Below are 22,116 nucleotides of genomic sequence, written 5' to 3'. Positions count from 1 at the left end.
GCCCACCCCCACGACCCGCACCCGACGAACCGCCGGAGGCACCACCCACCCAGGGGCGCGGGGAACTGCGCGACCAGTCCCCACGGCCCGCAGCCGACGCACGGTCTCGGGACCCTGGGTGGGTCACCCGCGCGCGCTGGTGAGCCGGATCGCCAGCGGCGGGATGACGACCGCCGCGGCCACCACGTGGGACGCGGCCAGGACGATCTGCGTCGACACGGCCGTGTGCGGCGCGACAACCGGCCCCACCAGGGAAAGCGCCGTCAGCGCCACGGTCACCACCACGAAGGTGCGACCAGGCCGCTTCGCCCAGCGCGCCAGCCCCATCGCCAGCACGATCCCGACGACCGACCAGAACAGCACTCCCCCGGCGAAGCCGCCCACCGGGATCTCGGCGGCCTCGGCGGCCCCGGGACCGGCCGCCTCCATCGGCACGCCCGCACCCCGGGCGACGAGCGCGAACACCTCCGTCACCACGGCTCCGGCGAGGGCGGCCACGACACCGACCTGCCACACGGGACGCGCGGCGAGCACCCGGGCGGACCGGGCGGAGCCGGTGACGGTCTGGTTCTGGGATGCGGTGACGCTCATGGCGGGTCTCCTGTCGGTCGGTCCAGGCTGTCTGCCTTTCACAGAGGTAGACAGGAGTAACGGCCAGGAACTGATCGGTCATCACCCAACGATTTCCGGCCGACCTACCCGTGGTCGGCCCACCCGGGTTCAGGCCGTCGCGGCGGCCGCCGCCCGTCCCGCCGCGCGTCCCGAGAAGAGGCAGCCGCCGAGGAACGTGCCTTCCAGGGACCGGTACCCGTGGACGCCGCCACCGCCGAAGCCGGAGACCTCACCGGCCGCGTACAGGCCGGGCACCGGCGTGCCGGCCGCGTTCAGGACCCGGCCCGAGAGGTCGGTCTGCAGGCCGCCGAGGGTCTTGCGGGTGAGGATGTTGAGGCGGACGGCGATGAGCGGACCGGCGTTCGGGTCGAGGATCTTGTGCGCGGCCGCCGTCCGGCTGAGGCTGTCCCCGGGGTAGGAGAGCGCGTTCCGGATGCCCATGACCTGGGCGTCCTTGCTGTACGGGTTGTCCATCTCGCGGTCGCGCGCGTCGATCTGGCGCTTGAGCGCGTTCAGGTCGATCAGCCCGTCGCCGGTCAGCTTGTTCATGCCGCGGACGAGTTCGGACAGGGTGGTGGCGACGACGAAGTCCACGCCGTTCTTCTTGAACTTCTCGATCGGCTCGGGGGTCTGCCAGATGCGGGAGAGCAGCATCCAGATGTTCTTCTCGGTGAGGTCCGGGTTCTGCTCGGAGCCGGAGAGCGCGAACTCCTTGGCGATGATCTTCTGGGTGGTGACGAACCACGAGTAGTCGTAGCCAGAGGCGGTGATCGACCCGAGGGTGTGGAGGGTGTCGTAGCCGGGCAGGTCGGGCGCGGCGAAGCGCTTCCCGGTGGCGTCGAACCACATGGACGACGGGCCGGGCAGGATGCGGATGCCGTGGCCGGGCCAGATGGGGTCGTAGTTGCGCAGGCCCTCGGTGTAGTGCCACATCCGGTCGGGGTTGACGATCCGGCCGCCGGCCTTCTCGGTGATGGCGAGCATGCGGCCGTCCACATGGGCCGGCACCCCGGTGATCATCGTCCGGGGCGGCGCGCCGAGGCGGGCCGGCCAGTTCTGCCGGACGAGGTCGTGGTTGGCGCCGATCCCGCCGGAGGTGACGATCACCACCGGGGCGCGCAGCTCGAAGTCACCGACGACCGTGCGCGAACTGGGCTTGCCGCGGGCGGCGTTGCTCGGCTCCAGGACGGCCCCGCGGACGCCGGTCACGGCGCCGTCGGTCGTGACGAGCCCGTCGACGCGGTGCCGGAACCTGAACGTGACCTTGCCCGCCTCGGCCGCGGCGCGCACCTTCTTCTCGAAGGGTTCCACGACCGCGGGCCCGGTGCCCCAGGTGACGTGGAAGCGGGGCACCGAGTTGCCGTGGCCGTCCGCGAGCCCGCCGCCGCGCTCGGCCCAGCCGACGATCGGGAACCACTGCACGCCGAGGCCCGCGAGCCAGGAGCGCTTCTCCCCGGAGGCGAAGTCCACGTACGCCTCGGCCCACTTGTACGCCCAGTGGTCCTGGCCCTTCGCGTCGTCGACGCCGCGGTCGAAGCCCGCGGTGCCCAGCCAGTCCTGCCAGGCCAGCTCCTGGGAGTCCTTGATGCCCATCAGCCGCTGTTCGTCGGAGTCGACGAGGAAGAGGCCGCCGAAGGACCAGAACGCCTGCCCGCCGAGGTTCGTCGCCGGTTCCTGGTCGAGGAGCAGCACCCTGCGGCCCGCCGCGGCCAGTTCGGCCGTGGCGACCAGCCCGGCGAGTCCGCCGCCGACGACGATCGCGTCCGCGTCCGCGGCGGCGGAGGCGCCGAAGGCCGGGGACGTCGCCTGCGCGAGGGCGGTCGCGGCGAGGGCGCCGCCCGCCACCGTGAGGGCGCGGCGCCGTGTGAGGGCGGACGGGGCGGGGGCCCGAATTCCGGCGCGGGCCCATTCGGAATACCTGTCCCCGGGTATTCGGGGCCGATTGCGGATCTCCGGTGCGACTCCCACAGGCGGACATGTCGGGCCGCCGTGTTGACGAAAGGGCCGTCCAGGTGCGGAGATGCTCCTGCGAGACYCACGACGCGAGACGAAGCACGACGCACGACGACGGACGACCGTGAGGCAGGGCACGCGAGCGATGGCATTGCAGATCAGCGCGACCAACCCGGAGCACCCCGCGCTCCTGCTCGACCTGCCCTGGGACGTGCCCCTGGAGGAGTGGCCGGAGCACCACCTGGTGCCGCTGCCGCGGGGCATCTCACGGCACGTGGTGCGGTACGCGCGCGCCGGTGCGGAGGTCGTGGCGGTCAAGGAGCTCGCGGAGCGGCCCGCGTTGCGCGAGTACGAACTGCTGCGCGGCCTCGACCGGATGAACATCCCGGCGGTCGATCCGCTCGCCGTGGTCACCGGCCGCACCGACGGGTCGGGCGAGCCGCTGGAGTCCGTCCTCATCACCCGGCACCTGGGCGGTTCGATGCCCTACCGGTCGATGTTCGAGACGACCATGCGGCCCGCCACCATGCACCGGCTCATGGACGCGCTGGCCGTGCTGCTGGTGCGGCTGCACCTGGCGGGGTTCGCCTGGGGCGACTGCTCGCTGTCGAACACGCTGTTCCGCCGGGACGCCGGGGCGTACGCCGCCTACCTCGTCGACGCCGAGACCGGTGAGGTGCATCCCCAACTGAGCCCTGGACAGCGGGAGTACGACCTCGACCTGGCCCGTGTCAACATCAGCGGGGAACTGCTGGACCTGGAGGCCTCCGGCGCGCTGCACCCGTCGGTGGACCCGATCGAGTTCGGGCAGGAGATCTGCCGGCGCTACGAGGGGCTGTGGCAGGAGCTCACCCGGACGTCGGTGTACCCGGCGGGCAAGCACCACTACATCGACCGCCGGATCCGGCGCCTGAACGACCTCGGCTTCGACGTCGCCGAGATGCAGATCGCGCACTCCCCCGACGGCGACTCCGTCACGTTCGTGCCGAAGGTCGTCGACGCCGGGCACCATCAGCGCCAACTGCTGCGCCTGACCGGGCTCGACACGGAGGAGAACCAGGCCAGGCGGCTGCTGAACGACCTGGAGAGCTGGATGGCCACCCAGGACGACTACGCCCCGGGCGACCCCTTGGCGGCCCGGCCGGAGGTCCTGGCCCACCGGTGGGTCCGGGACGTCTTCCGGCCCACCGTGCGGATGGTACCCAGGGACCTGCGCGGGTCGATGGATCCGGCCGAGCTCTACCACGAACTCCTCGAACACCGCTGGTACCTGTCCGAGCGGTCCGGGCACGACCTCGCCCTGGACGCCGTCGTCGAGGACTACGTCACCACCGTCCTGCCCAAGGTGCGGGACAGCCTGTCGCCCCCGGCGGACGCCGACGGGGCCGCTGCCGCTCAGGCAGGCGGGACGACCGCGACCGGGGAGGGCGCGTGATGGACGACCCCGTGGGCGACCGAACCGATCCGTGAGCCCACGGCCGAGCGGCGCACCCGCCGGCCGACCACCATCAACTGCGCCCGCGCCGCGACCGACAGCAGTACCTCGCCCGCGCTGCCCATCTCGACGTGCTCCGTCACCCTCACGTCGGGGAACCGCTCCAGCCAGGGCCGCAGCGCTTCGGCGAGCGCCTTCTTCTCGTACTGTTCCAGGCCCCCCGCCTCGTCGGCGAGCGCCAGCGAGCCGGGGCTGTAGGTGAAGACGGTGGGCAGGGCCCAGGCCCGTACGACGCGCAGGTCGGCGCCACGCGCCACCGCCGCCTCGAAGGCGAACTCCAGCGCGGCCGCGCTGTCCTCGGGGCCGCCCTGCTGGCCGACGACGATCTCGCGGCCCGCCGCCTCGGACTCGGCGCGGTCGCCGACGCGCACGAGCACGACGGGCCGCGTCGACTCGGCGATGACCTGCTGGCCGACGGAGCCGAGCAGGAAGCCGACGATCGCGCCGTGGCCGCGCGATCCCAGGACCAGCGTCTCGGCCTCCGAGGCGGCGGTGAGCAGCGCCTCGACCGGGCCGCCGTCGAGCAGGTCGGTGGTCACCGCCAGGCCGGGGTGTTCCTGGCCGACGTCGCCCGCGGTCCGCACCAGCGCCTCGCGGAGGTCCGCCGTGCGGTCCTCGGCGTCGGACTTCTCCCGGGCGTGCACGATGCGCAGCGGGAGCGAGCGGCGGACCGCCTCCCTGGCCGCCCAGTGCACGGCGGCCAGGGATTCGGCGGAGCCGTCTGCTCCCACGGTGATCGGGCGGGTCATGTATGGGCCTCCGTAGCGTCGGTCGAGGTGCCCACGCTACCGAGCGTCCTCACCTGGCGGCACGGCGGTGGTCCGCTCGCAGCCGGGGCGGGGCGGCCTAGCGCGGGTGGTCGTTCTCCACCGCGTCCTCGTTGGCTCCGGGGCTCGGGCTGATGGGGTCGCCCGAGCCCTCCTCCCGGCCCCTCGGCGTGCCCGTGTCCTCCTCGCGGCCCTGGTCCTCGATCTCCTTCAGGGCCTCTTCGGTGGCGGTGCGGGTACCGTGCTCGTTCCCGTGACTGTGACCGTGACCGTGCTTGTGGTCGTTCTCGCGCCGTGTGGGGTGTTCCGGTTCGTTTCGCATGCGCCGACGAGTACCCGTCGCCCCTCGGTGCAGTCAGTTCCGCTGCGCCCGGACGATCACCAGTTCCTCGTTCTCCTCGCGCGGCGCGATCCGGCCGGACTCCCTGAGCCACGACAGCCGGGAGCGCAGCACGGGCCCGAACGGGATGTGCTCCCGGTCGCTCACCGTGGCCGACAGCCCCGAGTCGGCCAGGCGTTCCAGGGTCTCCTCGGTGCCGCTCAGCCCCGACTGGGCGATGAGCAGGACGCCGCCGGGCCGCAGGACGCGCGGCGCCTCGGCGCAGATGCGGTCCAGGACCACGCGCCCGTCGTGCCCGGCGTTCCAGGCCCGCTCCGGGCCGCGGCCGGTCGCCGGTTCCGAGGGCGGCGTGGGCACGTACGGCGGATTGCTGACGATCAGGTCGAAGGAGCGCCCCCGGACCGGTCCCAGGAGGTCGCCCCGGTGGACCGTGAGGCGCTGGCGGGCCCGCATCGCGTTCACCCGGGCGGTGAGCACGGCGCGCCAGGCGATGTCGACCGCCGTGACGCGGGCGCCCCTGCGGGCCGCGCAGATCGCCAGGGCGCCGGTGCCGGTGCAGAGGTCGAGGACGTCCGTGCCGGGGGCGGGCATCTCCCGGTGGAGGGCCCGCGCCAGGAGATGGGTGTCGGCCTGTGGGGCGTAGACGCCGGGAGGCACCAGCACGGGTCCGGGCCGGCGTGTGGGGTCGACGAGAAAAGCCATGGAGGTAGTCCTCTGTCCGGGCGCCCCGACAGAGGCGGGAAGTCGAGCGCGCCAAGCCGCCTCATGCCAGGTCGGGCACGTTTTGACAGGCACCGAGTGCCCCTGGATCACTGCCCCACACCTGCGCCCGCGGCGGGTGCCGTCCACCCTCCCTGACCCCGGGCACGGGAACGCCCCCGTACGGTCGTGGAGGGGGACCGGAGACCGTCCGGGGGCGTTCGCGCGGGGCCGGTGTACCGGGCCCCGCCGGCCCATGCCTGTCGGACAGGCTCTAGCGGCCGGACTTCTTCATGCGCTCGGAGGCCTTGGCCGTGAGGCCCTCGGCCATGCCGCTCATCTGCTCGCCGCGGCCTTCGGCCTCCATCGACCTGTCGTCGACGGCCCGGCCGACGCTCTCCTTCATCTTGCCCTTCATCTGCTTGGCCTTGCTCTTCGCCTTGCTCATGGTGTTCCGTTCCTGGAAGGGGGGTTGGACTGCGTATCCACCCTGCGCCCACCTCCGGCTGTTCGCAATCCGTAGCGAGATGTCACCGCGAGTGACCATCGTCATCGTTCCACTGCCGCGCACTGGCACGCGGGCGGCGCAGTGGGGACGATGGAAGGCGAGCGTGGAGTCCGCCCGGGGGACGACGCCACGAACTGTGTGACGCGACCCCGGAGGGGACGTATGACGCCAGACGTGGGTCCGGGTGCCGGGAAGGACGTGCCCCGGATCGTCGAGCTGCAGGAGGAGATCGGCCAGCTCAGGGAGGCCGTGACCTCCCATGCGGTGGTGGACCAGGCGATCGGCATGATGGTGGCCCTGGGGCAGGTGACACCGGGTCAGGGATGGTGCGTGCTGCGGGAGGTGTCCCAGCACACGAACATCAAGCTGCGCAGCGTCGCGGAGCTGATCATCGCGTGGGGCCGGGCGGGCGAGCTGCCGCCCGACGTCCGGGCGGCCCTGGAGGAGGCGCTCGACCGGTACGGCCCCGTCTGCCGCCCGGAATGCGACCCGCCGCCCTGACGACGGCGTCCGGGTGTGGCGTCCAGGTGTGACGTCCGGGTGTTTCGCCCCGGCGCCGTCGGATACCTCGGAGAGTGGCAGTGCGCTGGCAAACCGCTCCCGGGAGGGTTCGGCAGTGAGCTCGCCACGCAGCCGCCCACTCCGGACGCTTCCGGGGCGGGCGGCTGGGTCCGTCCCAAGGGGACGGTCTCCGATCCGGGCCGGCCCGGATCAGGTACCGGAGCCGGACTCGGGACCGGAGGCAGGGCCGGAGCCGGTGGCGGGGGTCGTGTCGCGGTCCGGTTCGAGGTCGGCGAGCGCCTCGTCGCGCACCTTGGCGCAGCACCCGCTGAGCAGCCGTGAGACGTGCATCTGGGAGATGCCCAGGTGCTCGGCGATGCGCCCCTGCGTCATCCCCCCGAAGAAGCGCAGGTAGAGGATGGTCCGCTCGCGCTCGGGCAGCGCGGCGATGCAGGGCTTCACGGCCTCGCGGTCGACGACCAGGTCGAAACCGGTGTCGGACACACCGAGGGCGTCCCCGAGGGCGTAACCGTCGTCGCTGCCGGGCAGTTCGGCGTCGAGGGAGAGGGCGGTGAAGCTGTCCAGGGCCTCGAAGCCGGCTTGGACGTCCACCTCACTCATCCCCGCGTGCGCGGCGATCTCCGCGACCGTGGGCCTGCGGCCCGGAATGGTCTGCGACAGTTCCTTCGCGGCGGCGCGGACCCGGTTGCGCAGGTCTTGGACGCGGCGCGGTACGTGGAGGACCCACATGTGGTCACGGAAGTGGCGTTTGATCTCACCGGTGATGGTCGGGATCGCGTAGCTCTCGAAGGCGTTGCCGCGCTCGGGGTCGTAGCGGTCGACCGCTTTGACGAGGCCGAGGGCCGCCACCTGGGTGAGGTCCTCGACGGACTCCCCCCTGCCGCGGTACCGCAGGGCGATGCGGTTCGCCATCGGCAGCCAGTCCTGCACCAGCCGGTCGCGCAGGGCCTGTCGTTCCTCCCCGTCGGGCAGGGTGGCGAGCCGTTCGAAGGCCGCCGCCGTGTCGGGGGCGTCGTCATGGGGATGCTGCTTCGTCCTCGCGGTGATGGGCATGGCGCGTCGCATCTCCCTCAGAAGGTGCTTCCGGAACAGTCACGGTGGGAGGGCGCGCGGACGGCCCGGCCGGAACACGACCGGGACGGACCTGGCGAGCCAGTTCCCACGGGCGTGCCTCCGGTCCGAAGCACTGAGCATGAATTCCCCCAAAGGGGATATGAATAAACTATTTATTTCCTACCATGACATAGCGGAACTCGCCGCTCATGCAGGGTGACGGCTCCGCGCCGAACGGGCCTGTTCGGCGTGGTCGGGGAGGAAGGACGGGCCAGTTTGTTTCGGCTGGTGGCGCGGGGTACACGGAGGCAATGGACTACAACGCGACACCACTGGCTGCCTCGGGTTCCGCAGTGGGCGGAATCGTGCCGTTCCTCATCGGCGTCATCGTCGTCGGTGGCCTGATCTTCGCCGTCTACTTCGGACGCCGGCAGCGCGCCAAGGAGCCCGCGCCCCCGCGCCCCGAGGAGCAGCCGACCCTTCCGGAGTCGGGCCCCGTGGGCGAGGTGCGTGAGCGGCGCGAGCACACCGAGGTGCCCAGGAGCGACGGCGTCACCCCGCACGACCTGAGCGGCTCGTCGCACCGCGCGGACGAGCAGGATCCGCCGACCTGGGGCGACAACAGCAGCAGCGGCTTCGGGAGCGGCGGCCCCGGCAGGACCTGACCTGCGGTCCACGCTCTGAAAGCCCGCTCGCGCGCCGGACGACGCGATGGCACCCGGGATCCACGGAGTCCCGCTCCTTCCGGCCCGCGCCGGGGATCGGACCCGTACGGACGGGGGTGCCGGACGTCCGGCGCGCGTCCGCGTTCCGGACGCGGGCGCGGGCGTGGACGCGCGCGGCACCCGCGCAACGGCCCAGGTGAGGGCAGATCGATCACGGGTACCCGGTACGCATGCAACCCGTAGCCACGCGTCCGGTCACGGAACCGGAGCTCCCGCCGAGCCGGGGAGAGATCTCCGCGGCAGTCATCGCGTACCTGCGCGGCACAGGCCCTCTGCCCGGCGAGGCCGCCCTCGCCGGCGCCGACCCGCTCGGCGACGACCTGCAGCTCGCGCTCTACCTCTGTTACGAGCTCCACTACCGGGGCTTCGCGGGCGTCCCCGAGGCCCGCGAGTGGGACCCGGAGCTGCTGCGGGTGCGCGCCGCGCTGGAGGAGCCGTTCCTGGCGGCCCTGCGCAAGGGCGCGACGCGCCACGAACACGCCGCCGACGCCCTGGACGAACTGCTCGTGGAGCCCGTCGACGGCGAGGGCGTCTCCCACTTCCTCCAGGACAAGGGCGAGTTGTGGCAGCTGCGCGAGTACGCCGCCCAGCGCTCCGTCTACCACCTGAAGGAGGCCGACCCGCACGCCTGGGTCCTGCCGCGCCTGTGGGGGCGCGCGAAGGCCGGCATGGCGGCGGTGGAGTTCGACGAGTGGGGCGGGGGGCGCGCCGAGCGCGTGCACGCCCAGCTGTTCGCGGACCTCATGAGCGACCTCGAACTGGATCCGGCGTACGGGCGCTACCTCGACGCGAGCGGCGCCGAGGCGCTGGCCGTCGTCAACCTGATGTCCCTCTTCGGTCTGCACCGTGCGCTGCGCGGCGCCCTGGTGGGGCACTTCGCGGCCGTCGAGATCACCTCCTCCCCCGGTTCCAGGCGGCTGGCGAAGGCGATGCGGCGCCTCGGGGCGGGGCCGGCGGCCGAGCACTTCTACGCCGAGCACGTCGAGGCCGACGCGGTGCACGAGCAGGTCGTGCGCCGGGAGGTCGTCGCGGGCCTGCTGGAGGTGGAACCGCACCTCGACGCCGACGTCGCGTTCGGGGTCGACGCCACCGGCTGGCTGGAGGACCGTCTGGCGGACCGCCTGCTGGAGGCCTGGCGTTCGGGACGGACGTCGTTGCGCACCGCCGTATGACCGGGCCGGGCGCCGTCCTCCGCCCCCCGGGCGGCGGGTATCGCCCTGCGCGCGGTCGAGTCCGCGCGGTCGAGTCCGCGTAGTCGGGTTCGCGCAGTCGGGTCCGTACAGTCGAGAGAAAGGCGGTGACCGGCCGTGCCGGACACCTCTGCCGAACGTCCGCGCCGGATCGTCGCCCGGCGCGAGGGGCCTCTGCTCGTCGAGGGGCCGGTCGAGATCGAGTTGGAGGACGGTACGACCGTGACCTCCGACCGTTTCTGCGTGGCCCTGTGCACGTGCAGGCGCAGCCGTATGTACCCGTGGTGCGACACCAGTCATCGCAAGCACACGCCCACCGCGCGCCCCGCGTCCGACCGCTGACGTCCGGCCGCACGGCGTGCGGTGACCGCGGGGGCGCCCTTTCGCCGGCGCCCCCGGCGGGTCACGGCTGGGCCGCCGGCTCCCGGTGGCCGCGCCGGACGCGGCGGCGCCACGAGCGGGCGGGGCGGGGCTCCTGGTCCGGCAGCCAGCCGAAGGTGAGGCAGCTGCCGACGACGCCGAGGAGGAGTCCTATGAGGAAGCCTCCCAGGTTCGAGGTGAGCCAGGTGCCCAGGGAGGCCAGCACCCCGAGGATCGAGTAGAAGAGGCGCTGGGCGGGGTTGAAGAGGATCAGCAGCCCGCAGATCACCATCAGGAGCGGCAGGAGGTAGCCCGCCAGGCCCTGCATGCCGATGTGCATCACGACCTTCAGCGACGCCTTCTCGGTGAGGAGGATCTCCGCCCCTCCCAGGGTGAGCAGCAGCCCGCCCCAGAACGGGCGGACCGCACGCCAGTGCCGGAAGGAAGCCATCAGCAGCCCTGGTCGCTGAAGCGGAGCTTCAGACCGGGGAGCTTGAACACCGCGGCCGTGGTGGCGTAGTTGGTCTGGCGCAGGTTGCCGATGTGCACGGTGTCGGCCTGCTGGCTGAAGACGCCCTTGGGGCCCCGCGTGTGGGACTTGTCGAGCGTGCCGGCGTCGTTGCCGATCTCGATGTTGTCGAAGGCCGCGTCGCCGGACAGCTCCGTGGAGTCGGTGGTGAGGTTGGTCGCGGAGACCTTCTGCGAGCCCGCGCCCGCGGTGATGAGCAGATTCGTGCCGCCGAGGTCGACGCTCTGGCAGAGCTTCTCCAGGGTCGCCTTCTTGATCGCGGAGACCACCACCAGGACCTGGCCCCCGGTGTCGCCCTCATTGGGACTGCCCTCGGCCATCTGGTCGAGCCCGCCGAACTGCGCGAAGCCCTCACCGTCGAGGTTGGTCGCGGTGACCGTGAACGGCATCCCGGATATCGCGAACTGCACGCCCAGGGCTCCCTGGGCGGTGAGGATCATGAGACCGGCGGCGATCGCGGTGGCAGGCACCGCCATCACCGCGGCGCGGCGCAGGCGGACCCGCCCCCGTCTTGCGGGGCTTGCGAAGGTCTCGGCGGCGGAACCGCTTTCCGGCGGTCCGGACGGCTCGGGGGTGGAACCGGCGGACGGGCCGGCTCCTGAGGACGAGGCCATGTTCTGCTCCCAAGGGCATGTCAACGCGAGGTGCGGCTTCAGGTGGTGCGGTGTCCTGGCGCGGACAGCACGGCGGCGTACGCCTCCTCGCGCCTCCCGGCGGGCGCAAGGGCTTTCTCGTTACGCAGCAGTAGCCGCGACGGAAGTTACCCGCGGTAAGGGGCGAGGGTCAAGCATCTTGTGCAAAAACGGGGCCGAGGATGTGGCGAAGACATGGAGAGCGCTGATCGAACGTCAACTTCCGCGCCACGCCTTGACGTTGAACAACATTCAGGTCTACAACTCTCCCTGGCTACGCACGGATCCGTGGCGCCGGATCCCGCCGGCGACGCACGTCGATTCCCGGGTCCCGTCCCGTCACACACGGCCCGTCCGGTGCCTCATTCGGCCGGCGGGCCGGTCACACGGCCGACAGGCAGCCACCGCCGTCGACCGGCCACCCCGCACAGATCCGACCGCACGTGCGATCCGCAGTCGTCCCTCCACGGCACCGGCACGGTCGTTTCCCCCTCCCGGACCGTGCCCGGTCGCCTGCCCGCCGGCCCCGCGCCGGGGGCCGTCCTTCGACGCCCCCGGCCCCCACCGCGAAGGCCCCCGCCTCCGACGCCCTCCTCGACGCCATGCAGCGGGACTTCGGCCTGACGAAGGCGGGGGCCGAGGCACGGCTCGCCGCCGAGAAGAAGGCGACCGCCGTCGAACCGAAGGCCGAGCGCGCGGCCGGCGCCGCGTACGGCGGCTCCTGGTTCGACGCCGACAGCGGCAGGCTGACCGTCGCCGTCAAGGCCGGCGCGTCCGCCGCCACGCTGGACGCCGTCCGCGACACCGGGGCCGCCGTCCGCACCGTCGAGCACAGCGCGCGCCAGCTCGACGCGGCCAAGGCCCGCATCGACAAGCTGGACGCACCCAAGGGCGTCAGCAACTGGTACGTCGACGCCGAGTCCAGCTCGGTCGTCGTGGGCGTCGTCGCCGCCCAGCGCGCTGACAACGATGTCCGCTCCTTCCTCGACCGGGCCCGGGCCGCGGGTCCCGTCACCGTGGAGAAGGTCGCCAAGGCGCCCGAGACCTTCGCGGCCGGGACGGTCGGGGGCGACCCCTTCTACACCGGCAACGTCCGCTGTTCCATCGGCTTCTCGGTGCACGGCGGCTTCGTCACCGCCGGGCACTGCGGCGGCGCGGGCCAGGGCGTCAGCGGCTGGGACCGCTCCTACATAGGCAACATCCAGGGCTCGTCGTTCCCGGAGAACGACTACGCCTGGGTCAACGTCGGCAGCGGCTGGTGGACGGTGCCCGTCGTGCTGGGCTGGGGCACCGTCTCCGACCAGCTCGTGCGCGGCTCCAACGAGGCACCGGTCGGCGCCTCCATCTGCCGGTCGGGGTCGACCACGCACTGGCACTGCGGCAACGTGCTGGCCAAGAACGAGACCGTCAACTACAGCCAGGGTGCCGTCCGCCAGATGACCAAGACCAGTGTCTGCGCGGAGCCGGGCGACTCGGGCGGCTCGTTCATCAGCGGTGACCAGGCGCAGGGCGTCACGTCGGGCGGCTGGGGCAACTGCTCCACCGGCGGCGAGACCTGGTACCAGCCGATCAACGAGATCCTCGGCCGGTACGGGTTGACGCTGCACACGGCGTAGCCGTAGCGGCACCGGGTGCGGCCCCGCCGTGAGGCGGGGCCGTTTCCGTGCGGTCCGTGCCGGAGCGATGTCGTCTGCGGGTCGCAGGGGGCTGGTCGCGCAGTTCCCCGCGCCCCTGTCGGGGCGCCCTGGATTCACCGGCCGTTCACTGGGGTTGTCGCCCGCGTCGGTCCGGGGCGTGGTCCGGCAGCCTACGCTCGGCGGCGGTACTTTGCGGGGTCGGCCGTCGTCAGGCGGACTCCCGCCCGTCCACACGGAAGGTTCCCCCGCCCATGGTTCCCGGATCCACCCCCGCCGGGCGGCGGCGAGCGCGGTGGTCAGCGCGAGAGCGGCCGCTCTCCTGCCGAGCCGCCGCGCTGCCCGGCCCCGTCTCCTCGGCGGCCGACGCCGCCACCGCCGCGGCGCCGGCCCGCCCCACCGCGTACGTCGACCCGCTCATCGGCACCGCGAACGGCGGCAACACCTACCCCGGCGCCAACCTGCCGTACGGCATGATCGGCTGGTCGCCGACCAGCACCAGGGGCGACCAGACCGGCACCGGCGCGGCCAACGGCTACGAGTACGGCACGACCCGGCTGCGCGGGCTGAGCCTCACCCACGTCAACGGCGCGGGCTGCAACCCGGGCGCCGCGGGCGACGTACCGATCATGCCGTTCGTCGGGGACGTCACCTCCTCGCCGTCGGCGGACACCACGGACGCGGTCTACGCGGCGAACTTCTCGCACGCCGACGAGCGGGCCGTGCCGGGCCGCTACTCGGTGGGGCTCGACTCCGGCGCCCGTGCGGACCTCGCGGTGTCGCAGCGGGCCGGCGTCGCCGACTTCACGTTCCCCGCCGACAAGCCCGCCAGCCTGCTCTTCCGGGTCTCCAACTCGCTCAACGGGAGCGAGGACGCGGAGATCGAGATCGACCGCGCCCACCGCAAGGTGACCGGGTCGGTGCTGACGGGCGCCTTCTGCGGGCGGCGCGCCAACGGCGGTGTCAACAACCGTAAGAGCTACTACCGGCTCTACTTCAGCGCCTCGTTCGACCGGGCCTTCTCCTCCACCGGTACCTGGAAGGACGGCACCCTCTCCCCCGGCTCCACCACGGGAAGCGGCGGCGAGGGGTACGCCACCGGCGCCGACCGCGCGGGCCGCGGCTCCGGCGGGTACGTCGGCTTCGACACCGGCTCCGACAACGATGTCCACATGCGGCTCGGCATTTCGTACGTGAGCCTCGCGGGCGCCGAGGCGAACCTGCGCGAGGAGATAGCCCCGCGGGCGGGCGTCGACGAGGTGGCGGCGGCCGGCAGCCGGGCCTGGGACCGCGAGCTGCGCTCCGTGCGCGTCGGCGGCGGGAGCGAGGCGCAGCACACCGCCTTCTACACCGCGCTCTACCACTCCCTCCAGCAGCCCAACCTGGTCAGCGACACCGACGGCCGCTACCCCGGCATGGACGGCAGGCCGCACCGGATCGAGCGCGGGCAGGGGGCGCAGTACAGCAACTTCTCCGGCTGGGACCAGTACCGGGCGCAGATCCAGCTGCTCGCGCTGCTCAAGCCGCGTATCGCCGGGGACTTCGCGCAGTCGCTGTACAACTTCGCCGAGCAGAACGGCGGGGTGTGGGACCGGTGGGTGCACATCAACGGCCCCACCCATGTCATGACCGGTGACCCGACGGCGGCCACGCTCGCCACCTTCTACGCCATGGGGGTCCGCACCTTCGACTACCGCGGCGCTTTCGACTCGCTCGCGGAGCAGGCCACCGTGCCGCACCCGGACGGGCTCTCCGACGCGGGCTGCCCCGGCCAGTGCACCGGCCAACGGCCCAACCTGGCGCAGTACATGGCTTCCGGGTACGCCGCCCAGGACGTGTGCCACTGCTGGGGCGGCGCCGCCGAGACCCTGGAGGACGCGGTCGCCGACGACGCGCTCGGCCGGTGGGCGAAACTCCTCGGTCTGGACGAGCAGGCCGCCTACTTCGCCGGACGGGGCGGCTGGTGGCGCAACGTCTACAACCCCGCCGCGACGGACGGGGCGGGCACCGGCGGATACGTCCAGGCGCGCAACCTGGACGGGTCGTGGGTCACTCCGTTCAGCCCCGGCAGCGACCGCGGGTTCGCCCAGGGCACGAGCGCCACGTACACCTGGATGGTGCCGCAGGACGTGCAGGGGCTCGCCGGGGCCATGGGCGGGCGTGAGGTCGCGGCGCAGCGGCTCGACGCCTTCTTCCACAAGGCCGACGGGTCCTGGTCGGTGAAGGGCGGCGACGCGCTGCGCTACGACCCGACCAACGAGCCCGGCATCCACGCCCCGTGGCTCTACAACGCGCTCGGGCAGCCGTGGAAGACGCAGGCCACGGTGCGGCAGATCATGGACACCGTCTACGGCACGGGCCCGTCGGGCCTGCCCGGCAACGACGACCTGGGCACCATGTCCGCCTGGTACGTCTTCTCGGCGCTCGGCGTCTACCCGCAGACCCCCGGCAGCGCGAACTTCCTGCTGGGCGCCCCGCTGTTCCCGCACGCGGTGGTCGACCGGCCGGGCCGGGACATCGTGATCGAGGCGCCCGCCGCCGACGCCGCGCACGCGTACGTGGCCGGGGTCCGGCTCGACGGCCGTACGCACGACCGGTCCTGGACGGACGGGAGCCTCCTGCGCACCGGCGGCACCCTGAGGTACAGCCTCGTGACGGAGCCGGACACCCGGTGGGCGACCGCGCCCGCCGGACTGCCCCGCTGACCCGGCACAGGGGTGGCCCCGGGTCCTGAGAGACCCGGGGCCACCCCTGTGCGGTGCCGGTCAGACCTTGCGGTACCGGGCCATCGCGAACGAGAACACGCCGAACAGCATCAGGCCGACGGCGATCAGCACCAGCAGCCACGGACCCGCCGGGGTCTCGGTGAACGACCGCAGGGTGTCGTCCATGCCCTTGGCCTTGTCCGGTTCGTAGTCGTAGGCCGCGCGGACCGCGAAGCCGCCCGCGACGGCGAACACCAGACCGCGGGCCGTACCGCCGCCGATCCCCGTGACGTCGACCGTCTGCCGCACGCGACGCGACATCTCGGTGAGCTTCATGCGCTTGTGGTACTTCCGGCGGATCGCCTGGACCGCCATCCAGACGCCCGCGCACGCTATGACCACGCCGGCCACACCCACGAGCCACCGCCCGGCGGGCAGGTCCATGACCTTGGCCGTCGCGTCCCGGGACTTGCCGTCGCTCGAACCGCTCCCGCCGGCGCCCGCGGCGAAGGAGAGGACGGAGTAGGCGACGAAACCGTAGAAGACGGCCCGTCCCGCCGACGCCAGCCGCTTCTTGGCCTTGCCGCCGTCGGGGCCCGCCGCGCCGAAGACCGCCTCGGACAGCCGCCACAGGGCCATGCCGACCAGTCCGATGCCCAGCGCCCAGAGCACGACCTCCCCGAAGGGCTTTCCGGAGACCTCCTGGAGCGCGCCCCCCTGGTCCGCCTGCTTCCCGCTGTCGCCGAAGGCGATCTGCAGGGCCAGCAGACCCACCAGCACGTAGATGACACCGCGCGCGGTGAAACCCGCCCGTGCCGCCCCCTCGATGGCGGGGGCTGCCTTCTGCTTCCCCGCCCGGCTGCCTCGTGCCAACGTTCCTGCGTTCATCGTTTGCCTCCCGTCCAGCGGATGCCCCGGCTCGGCCGTACGACACCCGGTGGTTCCGGCCGCGCGATGCGTGCCTGCTTCCGCGGCGGACCGAGGCGTCCCGGGAGGATCGAACATACGATGGGCGTGCAACATGCAAGGGCGTCGCGCGGCACCGCGCCGGGGCGCCGACCTCTCGGGGTGGGAGACGAATGGCAGAGGGCACCGACGGAAGCCGGACCGTGATCCTGACCGTGGACGACGATCCCGGGGTCTCGCGTGCCGTCGCCCGTGACCTGCGGCGCCGCTACGGCCAGACGTACCGGATCGTGCGCGCGGAGTCAGGGGAGAGCGCGCTGGAGGCGCTGCGCGAGCTGAAGCTGCGCGGTGACCTCGTCGCGGTGATCCTGGCGGACTACCGGATGCCGCAGATGAACGGCATCGAGTTCCTGGAGCAGGCCCTGGACGTGTACCCGGGCGCGCGCCGGGTGCTGCTGACCGCGTACGCCGACACGAACGCGGCGATCGACGCGATCAACGTGGTCGACCTGGACCACTACCTCCTCAAGCCCTGGGACCCGCCGGAGGAGAAGCTCTACCCCGTCCTGGACGACCTGCTGGCCGCCTGGCGGGCCTCCGACCACCGGGCCGTGCCGATCACCAAGGTGGTCGGGCACCGCTGGTCGGCGCGCTCCTCCGACGTACGGGAGTTCCTGGCCCGCAACCAGGTCCCCTACCGCTGGTACTCCTCGGACGAGCCGGAGGGCAGGCGGCTGCTGGCCTGCGCAGGGGCGGACGGCGAGCGGCTGCCGCTGGTGGTCACCGCGGACGGGGCGGTGCTGGTCGAGCCGGACGACACGGAGCTGGCCGCCCAGGTGGGCCTGGCCACGACGCCGGCCGCCGAGTTCTACGACCTCGTCGTCATCGGCGGCGGCCCGGCCGGGCTGGGCTCGGCGGTGTACGGCGCCTCGGAGGGCCTGCGGACGGTACTGGTGGAGCGCTCGGCGACCGGCGGGCAGGCGGGCCAGAGCTCCAGGATCGAGAACTACCTCGGCTTCCCGGACGGGGTGTCGGGGGCGCAGCTCACCGACCGGGCGCGGCGCCAGGCGTCGAAGTTCGGCGCCGAGATCCTGACGGCGCGCGAGGTCACCGGCCTTGAGGTGACGGGCGCCTCGCGCACCGTGCACTTCTCGGACGGCTCGACGATCGCCGCGCACAGCGTGATCCTGGCGACGGGCGTCTCCTACCGGCAGCTCGACGCGCCGGGTGCGCAGGAGCTGACCGGGTGCGGGGTCTACTACGGGTCGGCGCTCACCGAGGCCCCCGCGTGCCAGGGGCACGACGTGTACATCGTCGGCGGCGCCAACTCCGCGGGACAGGCCGCGATGTACCTGGCCCGGGGCGCGAAGTCGGTCACCCTGCTGGTGCGCGGCCCGTCCCTGACCGCGTCGATGTCGCACTACCTGATCGAGCAGATCTCGAACGCGCCGAACATCTCGGTGCGCACCGGGACGGTCGTCGACGCCGTGCACGGCTCGGACCACCTGGAGCAGCTCACCCTGCGCGACCTGGCGAGCGGCGCCACCGAACTCGTCGACGCTCAGTGGATGTTCGTGTTCATCGGCGCGGCCCCGCTGACCGGCTGGCTGGACGGCACGGTCCGGCGGGACGAGCGCGGCTTCATCGTCGCCGGGCCCGACCTGACCGCCGACGGGCAGCCGCCGGCCGACTGGGAGCTGGACCGGCCGCCGTACCACCTGGAGACCAGTGTGCCCGGGGTGTTCGTCGCGGGTGACGCGCGCGCCGAGTCCGCGAAACGTGTCGCCTCCGCCGTAGGAGAGGGAGCCATGGCCGTCATGCTCGTCCACCGGTACCTGGAGCAGTCGTGAGCGGGCGGCCGATGCCGTGCGACATCGAGGAGCTCGGCTCGCTGTTCCTGTTCGAGGAGCTGGACGCCGAGCAGCTGGGGCGGCTGTGCGCGGAGGGCCGGGTGGAGCTGTTCGAGCCCGGTTACGTCTACGAGGAGGGCGAGCCGGCCACCTGCTTCTTCGTCCTCCTTGAGGGCACGGTCGTGATGTCGCGCCGGGTCGGCGGCGACGACGTGGAGATCAGCCGCACGTCCCAGCGCGGGGTGTACGCGGGCGCCATGCAGGCGTACCTGGCCGTCCCGGACGAGGCGCGCTACAAGGGCTCGATGCGGGTCACCGAGCCCTCGCGGTTCTTCGTCCTGCCCGCCGAGACGTTCTCGGCGATCCTGCGGGAGTGGTTCCCGATGGCCGTGCACCTGCTGGAGGGGCTGTTCTTCGGCAGCCAGAACACCCAGCGGACCGTGGGCCAGCGGGAGCGGCTGCTGGCGCTCGGCTCGCTGTCCGCCGGGCTGACGCACGAGCTGAACAACCCGGCCGCGGCGGCGGTCCGGGCCACCTCGGCGCTGCGGGACCGGGTCGCGGGGATGCGGCACAAGCTCGGCATGATCGCGGCGGGACCGTACGCGCGCGACGCCCTGGAGACGCTGGTGGAGATCCAGGAGCGCACCGCCGAGCAGGTCGCCAAGGCCACCCCGCTGAGCCCGCTGGAGGCCTCCGACCGGGAGGACGCGCTCGGCGACTGGTTCGACGACCACGGCATCGCGGGCGGCTGGGAGCTGGCGCCGACCTTCGTGCAGGCGGGCCTCGACACCGACTGGCTGGACCAGGTGGCGGCGACCGTGGACGACGGGACGCTCGAAGGCGCGGTCCGGTGGCTCAACTACACGGTCGAGACCGAGCTGCTGATGAACGAGATCGAGGACTCCACCACCCGGGTCTCGAACCTCGTGAACGCGGCCAAGCAGTACTCGCAGCTCGACCGGGCGCCCTACCAGGTCGCCGACGTGCACGAACTGCTGGACAGCACCCTGATGATGCTGGCCGGGAAGATCGGCCCGGGCGTGCGGGTGGTCAAGGACTACGACCGCTCGCTGCCCAGGATCCCGGCCTATCCGGGCGAGCTGAACCAGGTGTGGACCAACCTGATCGACAACGCCGCCTCCGCGATGGGCGGCGAGGGCACGCTGACCGTGCGCACCGCACCGGAACGGGAGCAGTTGCTCGTCGAGTTCCGCGACACGGGGCCCGGGGTGCCGGAGGAGATCCGCGGCCGGATCTTCGACCCGTTCTTCACCACGAAGCCCGTGGGCGAGGGCACCGGGCTCGGCCTCGACATCTCCTGGCGCATCGTCGTGAACAAGCACCACGGGCACCTGCAGGTGCAGTCGGCGCCCGGCGACACCCGTTTCCAGGTCTTCCTCCCCCTGACGGCGGCGGACCCCGACACCGGGAACGGCACCGGACCCGGCACCCCCGAGGAGACATCATGAGCACGTCGGACCTGGACGGCATCGACCCTCAGGTGCCGCCGAGCGGCACGGGATGCGTGGAGTGCGACGCCTCGGGCGGCTGGTGGTTCCACCTGCGGCGCTGCGCCCAGTGCGGGCACATCGGCTGCTGCGACGACTCCCCGGCCAAGCACGCCACGGCCCACCACCGGAGCACGGGCCACCCCTTCATCCGCAGTTACGAGCCGGGCGAGGCCTGGTTCTGGAACTTCGAGACGTCCGAGCTGTACGAGTCCGGACCCGACCTCGCCCCGCCGCTGAGCCACCCGGCGGACCAGCCCGCGCCCGGACCCGCGGGACGGGTGCCGGCGAACTGGGCGCAGACCCTGCGCTGACGGTCCGGCCCGCGCGCCGCCCGGCCGGTCCCGTGCCTCGTGCTCGTGCTCGTGCTCGTGCTCGTGCTCCGGAGCCTGTCGGCGGCACGTGCCAGGATGGATCCGTGCCGACCACCGCTTTCACCGCGCCGTTCATCGGCCGCAGGGACGAACTCGCCCGCCTCACCCAGGTCCTGGACCGGGCCCGGACCGGCGAGGCGCGCGCCGTGCTGGTCGCCGGGGACGCGGGGGTCGGCAAGACCCGGATGCTGGCCGAGGCCGCCGGGCGCGCGACGGCGGCGGGCACGACGGTGGTCACCGGGCACTGCGTCGACCTCGGCGACGTGGGGCTCCCCTATCTGCCGTTCACCGAGATCCTGGGGGTGCTGGCCGCGGACGAGCGGTTCGCGGCGACGGTGGCGGCGCACCCCGTGGCCGGCCGCCTGCTCGGTGACGGCGGCAGCGGTGCGCGGGACGCGGGCGGCCGCCCCCAGCTGTTCGAGGGCATGGCCGCGCTGCTGGCCGAACTGACTTCGGTGGCACCGCTGCTGCTGGTCCTGGAGGACCTGCACTGGGCGGACCAGTCCTCCCGCGACCTGCTGCGCTTCCTGCTCAGCCGGGGCATCCTCGCGGGTCGCGGCGCCGGGCAGCGGCTGGCCGTGTTCGCCTCGTACCGCGCCGACGACCTGCACCGCAGGCACCCGCTGCGCCCGCTGCTCGCCGAGCTGGTGCGGCTGCCCGCCGTGGAGCGGCTGGAGCTGCGGCCGATGCCCGACGGGGAGATGGCCCGGCTGGTCCGCGCCCAGCGGACCACGCCCGTGCCGGACGCCACGGTCCGCCGCATCGTCGAGCGGGCCGAGGGCAACGCCTTCTACGCCGAGGAGCTGCTGGCCGCCACCTCGGAGGCCGCCGGGTCCGCGCCGGCCGTGCCCAGCGGACTGGCCGACGTGCTGCTCATCCGGTTCGAGCAACTGCCGCCGACCGCGCAGCAGGTGCTGCGCACCGCGGCCGTCGCCGGTCGCCGCGTCGAGCACGACCTGCTGCGCGACACCGTGCAACTGCCCGACGAGGAGCTGGAGTCGGCGCTGCGCGAGGCCGTCGGCCGGCAGCTCCTGGTCTCCGGCGGCGACTCGGGCGGGGACGACACCTACTCCTTCCGGCACGCCCTGATCCGCGAGGCGGTCTACGCGGACCTGCTGCCGGGCGAACGGGTGCGCCTGCACCGGGCGTTCGCCCGGGTGCTGGCCGGGCGGGGCCGGCCGGCCGAGAGCGCCGCGGAGCGCGCCCACCACTCCCGCGAGAGCCACGACCTGCCGGACGCGCTGGCGGCCTCGCTGGAGGCCGCCGACCACGCCGGGCGGGTCCGTGCCCCCGCCGAGGAGCTGCACCACCTGGAGGCCGCCCTCGACCTGTGGTCCGCGGTGCCCCCGGAGGCCCGGCCGGAGGGCTTCGACACGGTCACGCTGACGCTGCGCGCCTCGGCCGCCGCCGCGCACGCCGGTGAGACCCACCGGGCGGTCTCGCTCACCCGGGCCGCGCTGGCGCGTGTGGGCGCGGAGGAGGACTCGGAGCTCGCCGCCCGGGTCCGCTACACGCTCGCCGGCAACCTCATGCGGACCGACGACCTGGCGGCGGCCTTCACGTACAGCAGCGAGGCCCTCGCGATGATCCCCGCCGACCCCCCGTCGCGCACCTGGGTCCGGGCCGCGTCCACCCACGTCATGGCGGCCCGGTACATGGGGGACGCCGGGACGGCGCGCCGCGTGGCCCACCAGGCCCTCGCCGTCGCGGAGGAACTCGGTCTGCCCGACGCCCGGGCCGACCTGCTGATCTCC

The 22,116-nt window shown here is 73.0% G+C and carries 20 protein-coding genes and 1 pseudogene; 11 read left to right on the top strand and 10 right to left on the bottom strand.

Translation table 11 applies throughout. The annotated features are described in order from the left end of the window. Window positions 1–123: 123 nt before the first annotated feature. Window positions 124–591 (bottom strand): DUF6069 family protein, encoded by a 468-nt coding sequence (locus tag FGF04_RS09105; RefSeq protein WP_149510752.1) that lies wholly within the window; start codon window positions 589–591, stop codon window positions 124–126. A 129-nt stretch (window positions 592–720) separates the two neighbouring features. Further along, complete coding sequence (locus FGF04_RS09100) at window positions 721–2,457, bottom strand: FAD-binding dehydrogenase (RefSeq protein WP_408055597.1); 1,737 nt, start codon at window positions 2,455–2,457, stop codon at window positions 721–723. Window positions 2,458–2,710: 253 nt separating this feature from the next. Between FGF04_RS09100 and FGF04_RS09095 the strand changes: the two genes are divergently transcribed. Further along, complete coding sequence (locus FGF04_RS09095; RefSeq protein ID WP_149510751.1) at window positions 2,711–4,000, top strand: DUF4032 domain-containing protein; 1,290 nt, start codon at window positions 2,711–2,713, stop codon at window positions 3,998–4,000. On the opposite strand, the gene FGF04_RS09090 is transcribed toward FGF04_RS09095, so the two are convergent. The 4 genes from FGF04_RS09090 to FGF04_RS09075 form a co-directional block, all read right to left on the bottom strand. After that, a complete protein-coding gene (locus FGF04_RS09090) occupies window positions 3,961–4,809 on the bottom strand; it encodes a universal stress protein (RefSeq protein ID WP_149510750.1) in 849 nt (282 codons plus the stop codon). The two genes, FGF04_RS09095 and FGF04_RS09090, sit on opposite strands and share 40 nt — an antisense overlap. A gap of 97 nt (window positions 4,810–4,906) precedes the next feature. Continuing rightward, the gene (locus FGF04_RS09085) at window positions 4,907–5,149 is read right to left on the bottom strand and encodes a hypothetical protein (protein WP_149510749.1); all 243 of its coding nucleotides are present in this window, start codon (window positions 5,147–5,149) and stop codon (window positions 4,907–4,909) included. Between the two features lie 33 nt (window positions 5,150–5,182). Continuing rightward, window positions 5,183–5,869, bottom strand: coding sequence for a HemK2/MTQ2 family protein methyltransferase (locus FGF04_RS09080; protein WP_149510748.1), 687 nt, complete (start codon window positions 5,867–5,869; stop codon window positions 5,183–5,185). Between the two features lie 271 nt (window positions 5,870–6,140). Next, window positions 6,141–6,314 (bottom strand): CsbD family protein, encoded by a 174-nt coding sequence (locus FGF04_RS09075; protein WP_149510747.1) that lies wholly within the window; start codon window positions 6,312–6,314, stop codon window positions 6,141–6,143. 222 nt (window positions 6,315–6,536) lie between these two features. Between FGF04_RS09075 and FGF04_RS09070 the strand changes: the two genes are divergently transcribed. Beyond that, on the top strand, window positions 6,537–6,875 hold the full coding sequence (locus FGF04_RS09070; protein ID WP_149510746.1) for an ANTAR domain-containing protein: 339 nt from the start codon (window positions 6,537–6,539) through the stop codon (window positions 6,873–6,875). Window positions 6,876–7,085: 210 nt separating this feature from the next. Here the strand turns inward: FGF04_RS09070 and FGF04_RS09065 are convergent, their stop codons facing one another. Further along, window positions 7,086–7,949, bottom strand: coding sequence for an RNA polymerase sigma factor SigF (locus tag FGF04_RS09065; protein WP_188114010.1), 864 nt, complete (start codon window positions 7,947–7,949; stop codon window positions 7,086–7,088). A gap of 311 nt (window positions 7,950–8,260) precedes the next feature. Between FGF04_RS09065 and FGF04_RS09060 the strand changes: the two genes are divergently transcribed. The 3 genes from FGF04_RS09060 to FGF04_RS09050 all read left to right on the top strand — a co-directional run bounded on the left by FGF04_RS09060 (window position 8,261) and on the right by FGF04_RS09050 (window position 10,206). Then, window positions 8,261–8,614 carry a DUF6479 family protein gene (locus FGF04_RS09060; protein WP_149510744.1) on the top strand — a complete coding sequence of 118 codons (354 nt, stop codon included), beginning with the start codon at window positions 8,261–8,263 and terminating at the stop codon, window positions 8,612–8,614. A 230-nt stretch (window positions 8,615–8,844) separates the two neighbouring features. After that, window positions 8,845–9,846 carry an iron-containing redox enzyme family protein gene (locus tag FGF04_RS09055; protein WP_149510743.1) on the top strand — a complete coding sequence of 334 codons (1,002 nt, stop codon included), beginning with the start codon at window positions 8,845–8,847 and terminating at the stop codon, window positions 9,844–9,846. Window positions 9,847–9,981: 135 nt separating this feature from the next. After that, the gene (locus FGF04_RS09050) at window positions 9,982–10,206 is read left to right on the top strand and encodes a CDGSH iron-sulfur domain-containing protein (RefSeq protein ID WP_149510742.1); all 225 of its coding nucleotides are present in this window, start codon (window positions 9,982–9,984) and stop codon (window positions 10,204–10,206) included. Window positions 10,207–10,267: 61 nt separating this feature from the next. On the opposite strand, the gene FGF04_RS09045 is transcribed toward FGF04_RS09050, so the two are convergent. Then, complete coding sequence (locus FGF04_RS09045; protein ID WP_149510741.1) at window positions 10,268–10,675, bottom strand: DUF6114 domain-containing protein; 408 nt, start codon at window positions 10,673–10,675, stop codon at window positions 10,268–10,270. Beyond that, window positions 10,675–11,367, bottom strand: a complete 693-nt coding sequence (locus FGF04_RS09040) for a DUF6230 family protein (RefSeq protein ID WP_149510740.1) — start codon at window positions 11,365–11,367, stop codon at window positions 10,675–10,677. Before FGF04_RS09040 ends, FGF04_RS09045 begins: the two co-directional genes overlap by 1 nt. A gap of 575 nt (window positions 11,368–11,942) precedes the next feature. On the opposite strand from FGF04_RS09040, the pseudogene FGF04_RS09035 reads away from it, so the two are divergent. Together FGF04_RS09035 and FGF04_RS09030 are read left to right on the top strand one after the other, a co-directional pair. Then, window positions 11,943–13,001 (top strand): annotated as a pseudogene (locus FGF04_RS09035) (S1 family peptidase); the annotation flags it as partial. 272 nt (window positions 13,002–13,273) lie between these two features. After that, entirely contained in the window at window positions 13,274–15,724 is a 2,451-nt protein-coding gene (locus FGF04_RS09030; protein WP_149510738.1) for a GH92 family glycosyl hydrolase, read from the top strand. 60 nt (window positions 15,725–15,784) lie between these two features. Here FGF04_RS09030 and FGF04_RS09025 read toward each other — a convergent pair whose 3' ends face one another. Further along, on the bottom strand, window positions 15,785–16,612 hold the full coding sequence (locus FGF04_RS09025; protein ID WP_149510737.1) for a DUF1206 domain-containing protein: 828 nt from the start codon (window positions 16,610–16,612) through the stop codon (window positions 15,785–15,787). A 191-nt stretch (window positions 16,613–16,803) separates the two neighbouring features. Here FGF04_RS09025 and FGF04_RS09020 point away from each other — a divergent pair, with 191 nt between their 5' ends. From FGF04_RS09020 to FGF04_RS09005, 4 genes are all read left to right on the top strand, one after another. After that, entirely contained in the window at window positions 16,804–18,480 is a 1,677-nt protein-coding gene (locus tag FGF04_RS09020) for an FAD-dependent oxidoreductase (RefSeq protein WP_149510736.1), read from the top strand. Next, entirely contained in the window at window positions 18,477–19,949 is a 1,473-nt protein-coding gene (locus FGF04_RS09015; RefSeq protein ID WP_149510735.1) for an ATP-binding protein, read from the top strand. The genes FGF04_RS09020 and FGF04_RS09015 overlap by 4 nt, the downstream gene beginning before the upstream one ends. Then, the gene (locus FGF04_RS09010; protein WP_149510734.1) at window positions 19,946–20,302 is read left to right on the top strand and encodes a UBP-type zinc finger domain-containing protein; all 357 of its coding nucleotides are present in this window, start codon (window positions 19,946–19,948) and stop codon (window positions 20,300–20,302) included. Before FGF04_RS09015 ends, FGF04_RS09010 begins: the two co-directional genes overlap by 4 nt. Before the next feature lie 104 nt (window positions 20,303–20,406). After that, window positions 20,407–22,116, top strand: a 1,710-nt coding sequence (locus FGF04_RS09005) for an ATP-binding protein (RefSeq protein ID WP_149510791.1), incomplete at its 3' end; no start/stop codon positions are given.

The organism is Streptomyces apricus, from assembly GCF_008369065.1.
GTDB lineage: Bacteria > Actinomycetota > Actinomycetes > Streptomycetales > Streptomycetaceae > Streptomyces > Streptomyces apricus.
This window is presented reverse-complemented; position numbering and strand designations above follow the sequence as displayed.

Coding starts and splice junctions, on each gene's coding strand:
- FGF04_RS09105 (WP_149510752.1), bottom strand. CDS start 591: ATGAGCGTCACCGCATCCCAGAACCAGACCGTCACCGGCTCCGCCCGG.
- FGF04_RS09095 (WP_149510751.1), top strand. CDS start 2,711: ATGGCATTGCAGATCAGCGCGACCAACCCGGAGCACCCCGCGCTCCTG.
- FGF04_RS09090 (WP_149510750.1), bottom strand. CDS start 4,809: ATGACCCGCCCGATCACCGTGGGAGCAGACGGCTCCGCCGAATCCCTG.
- FGF04_RS09085 (WP_149510749.1), bottom strand. CDS start 5,149: ATGCGAAACGAACCGGAACACCCCACACGGCGCGAGAACGACCACAAG.
- FGF04_RS09080 (WP_149510748.1), bottom strand. CDS start 5,869: ATGGCTTTTCTCGTCGACCCCACACGCCGGCCCGGACCCGTGCTGGTG.
- FGF04_RS09075 (WP_149510747.1), bottom strand. CDS start 6,314: ATGAGCAAGGCGAAGAGCAAGGCCAAGCAGATGAAGGGCAAGATGAAG.
- FGF04_RS09070 (WP_149510746.1), top strand. CDS start 6,537: ATGACGCCAGACGTGGGTCCGGGTGCCGGGAAGGACGTGCCCCGGATC.
- FGF04_RS09065 (WP_188114010.1), bottom strand. CDS start 7,949: ATGCCCATCACCGCGAGGACGAAGCAGCATCCCCATGACGACGCCCCC.
- FGF04_RS09060 (WP_149510744.1), top strand. CDS start 8,261: ATGGACTACAACGCGACACCACTGGCTGCCTCGGGTTCCGCAGTGGGC.
- FGF04_RS09055 (WP_149510743.1), top strand. CDS start 8,845: ATGCAACCCGTAGCCACGCGTCCGGTCACGGAACCGGAGCTCCCGCCG.
- FGF04_RS09045 (WP_149510741.1), bottom strand. CDS start 10,675: ATGGCTTCCTTCCGGCACTGGCGTGCGGTCCGCCCGTTCTGGGGCGGG.
- FGF04_RS09040 (WP_149510740.1), bottom strand. CDS start 11,367: ATGGCCTCGTCCTCAGGAGCCGGCCCGTCCGCCGGTTCCACCCCCGAG.
- FGF04_RS09030 (WP_149510738.1), top strand. CDS start 13,274: ATGGTTCCCGGATCCACCCCCGCCGGGCGGCGGCGAGCGCGGTGGTCA.
- FGF04_RS09025 (WP_149510737.1), bottom strand. CDS start 16,612: ATGAACGCAGGAACGTTGGCACGAGGCAGCCGGGCGGGGAAGCAGAAG.
- FGF04_RS09020 (WP_149510736.1), top strand. CDS start 16,804: ATGGCAGAGGGCACCGACGGAAGCCGGACCGTGATCCTGACCGTGGAC.
- FGF04_RS09010 (WP_149510734.1), top strand. CDS start 19,946: ATGAGCACGTCGGACCTGGACGGCATCGACCCTCAGGTGCCGCCGAGC.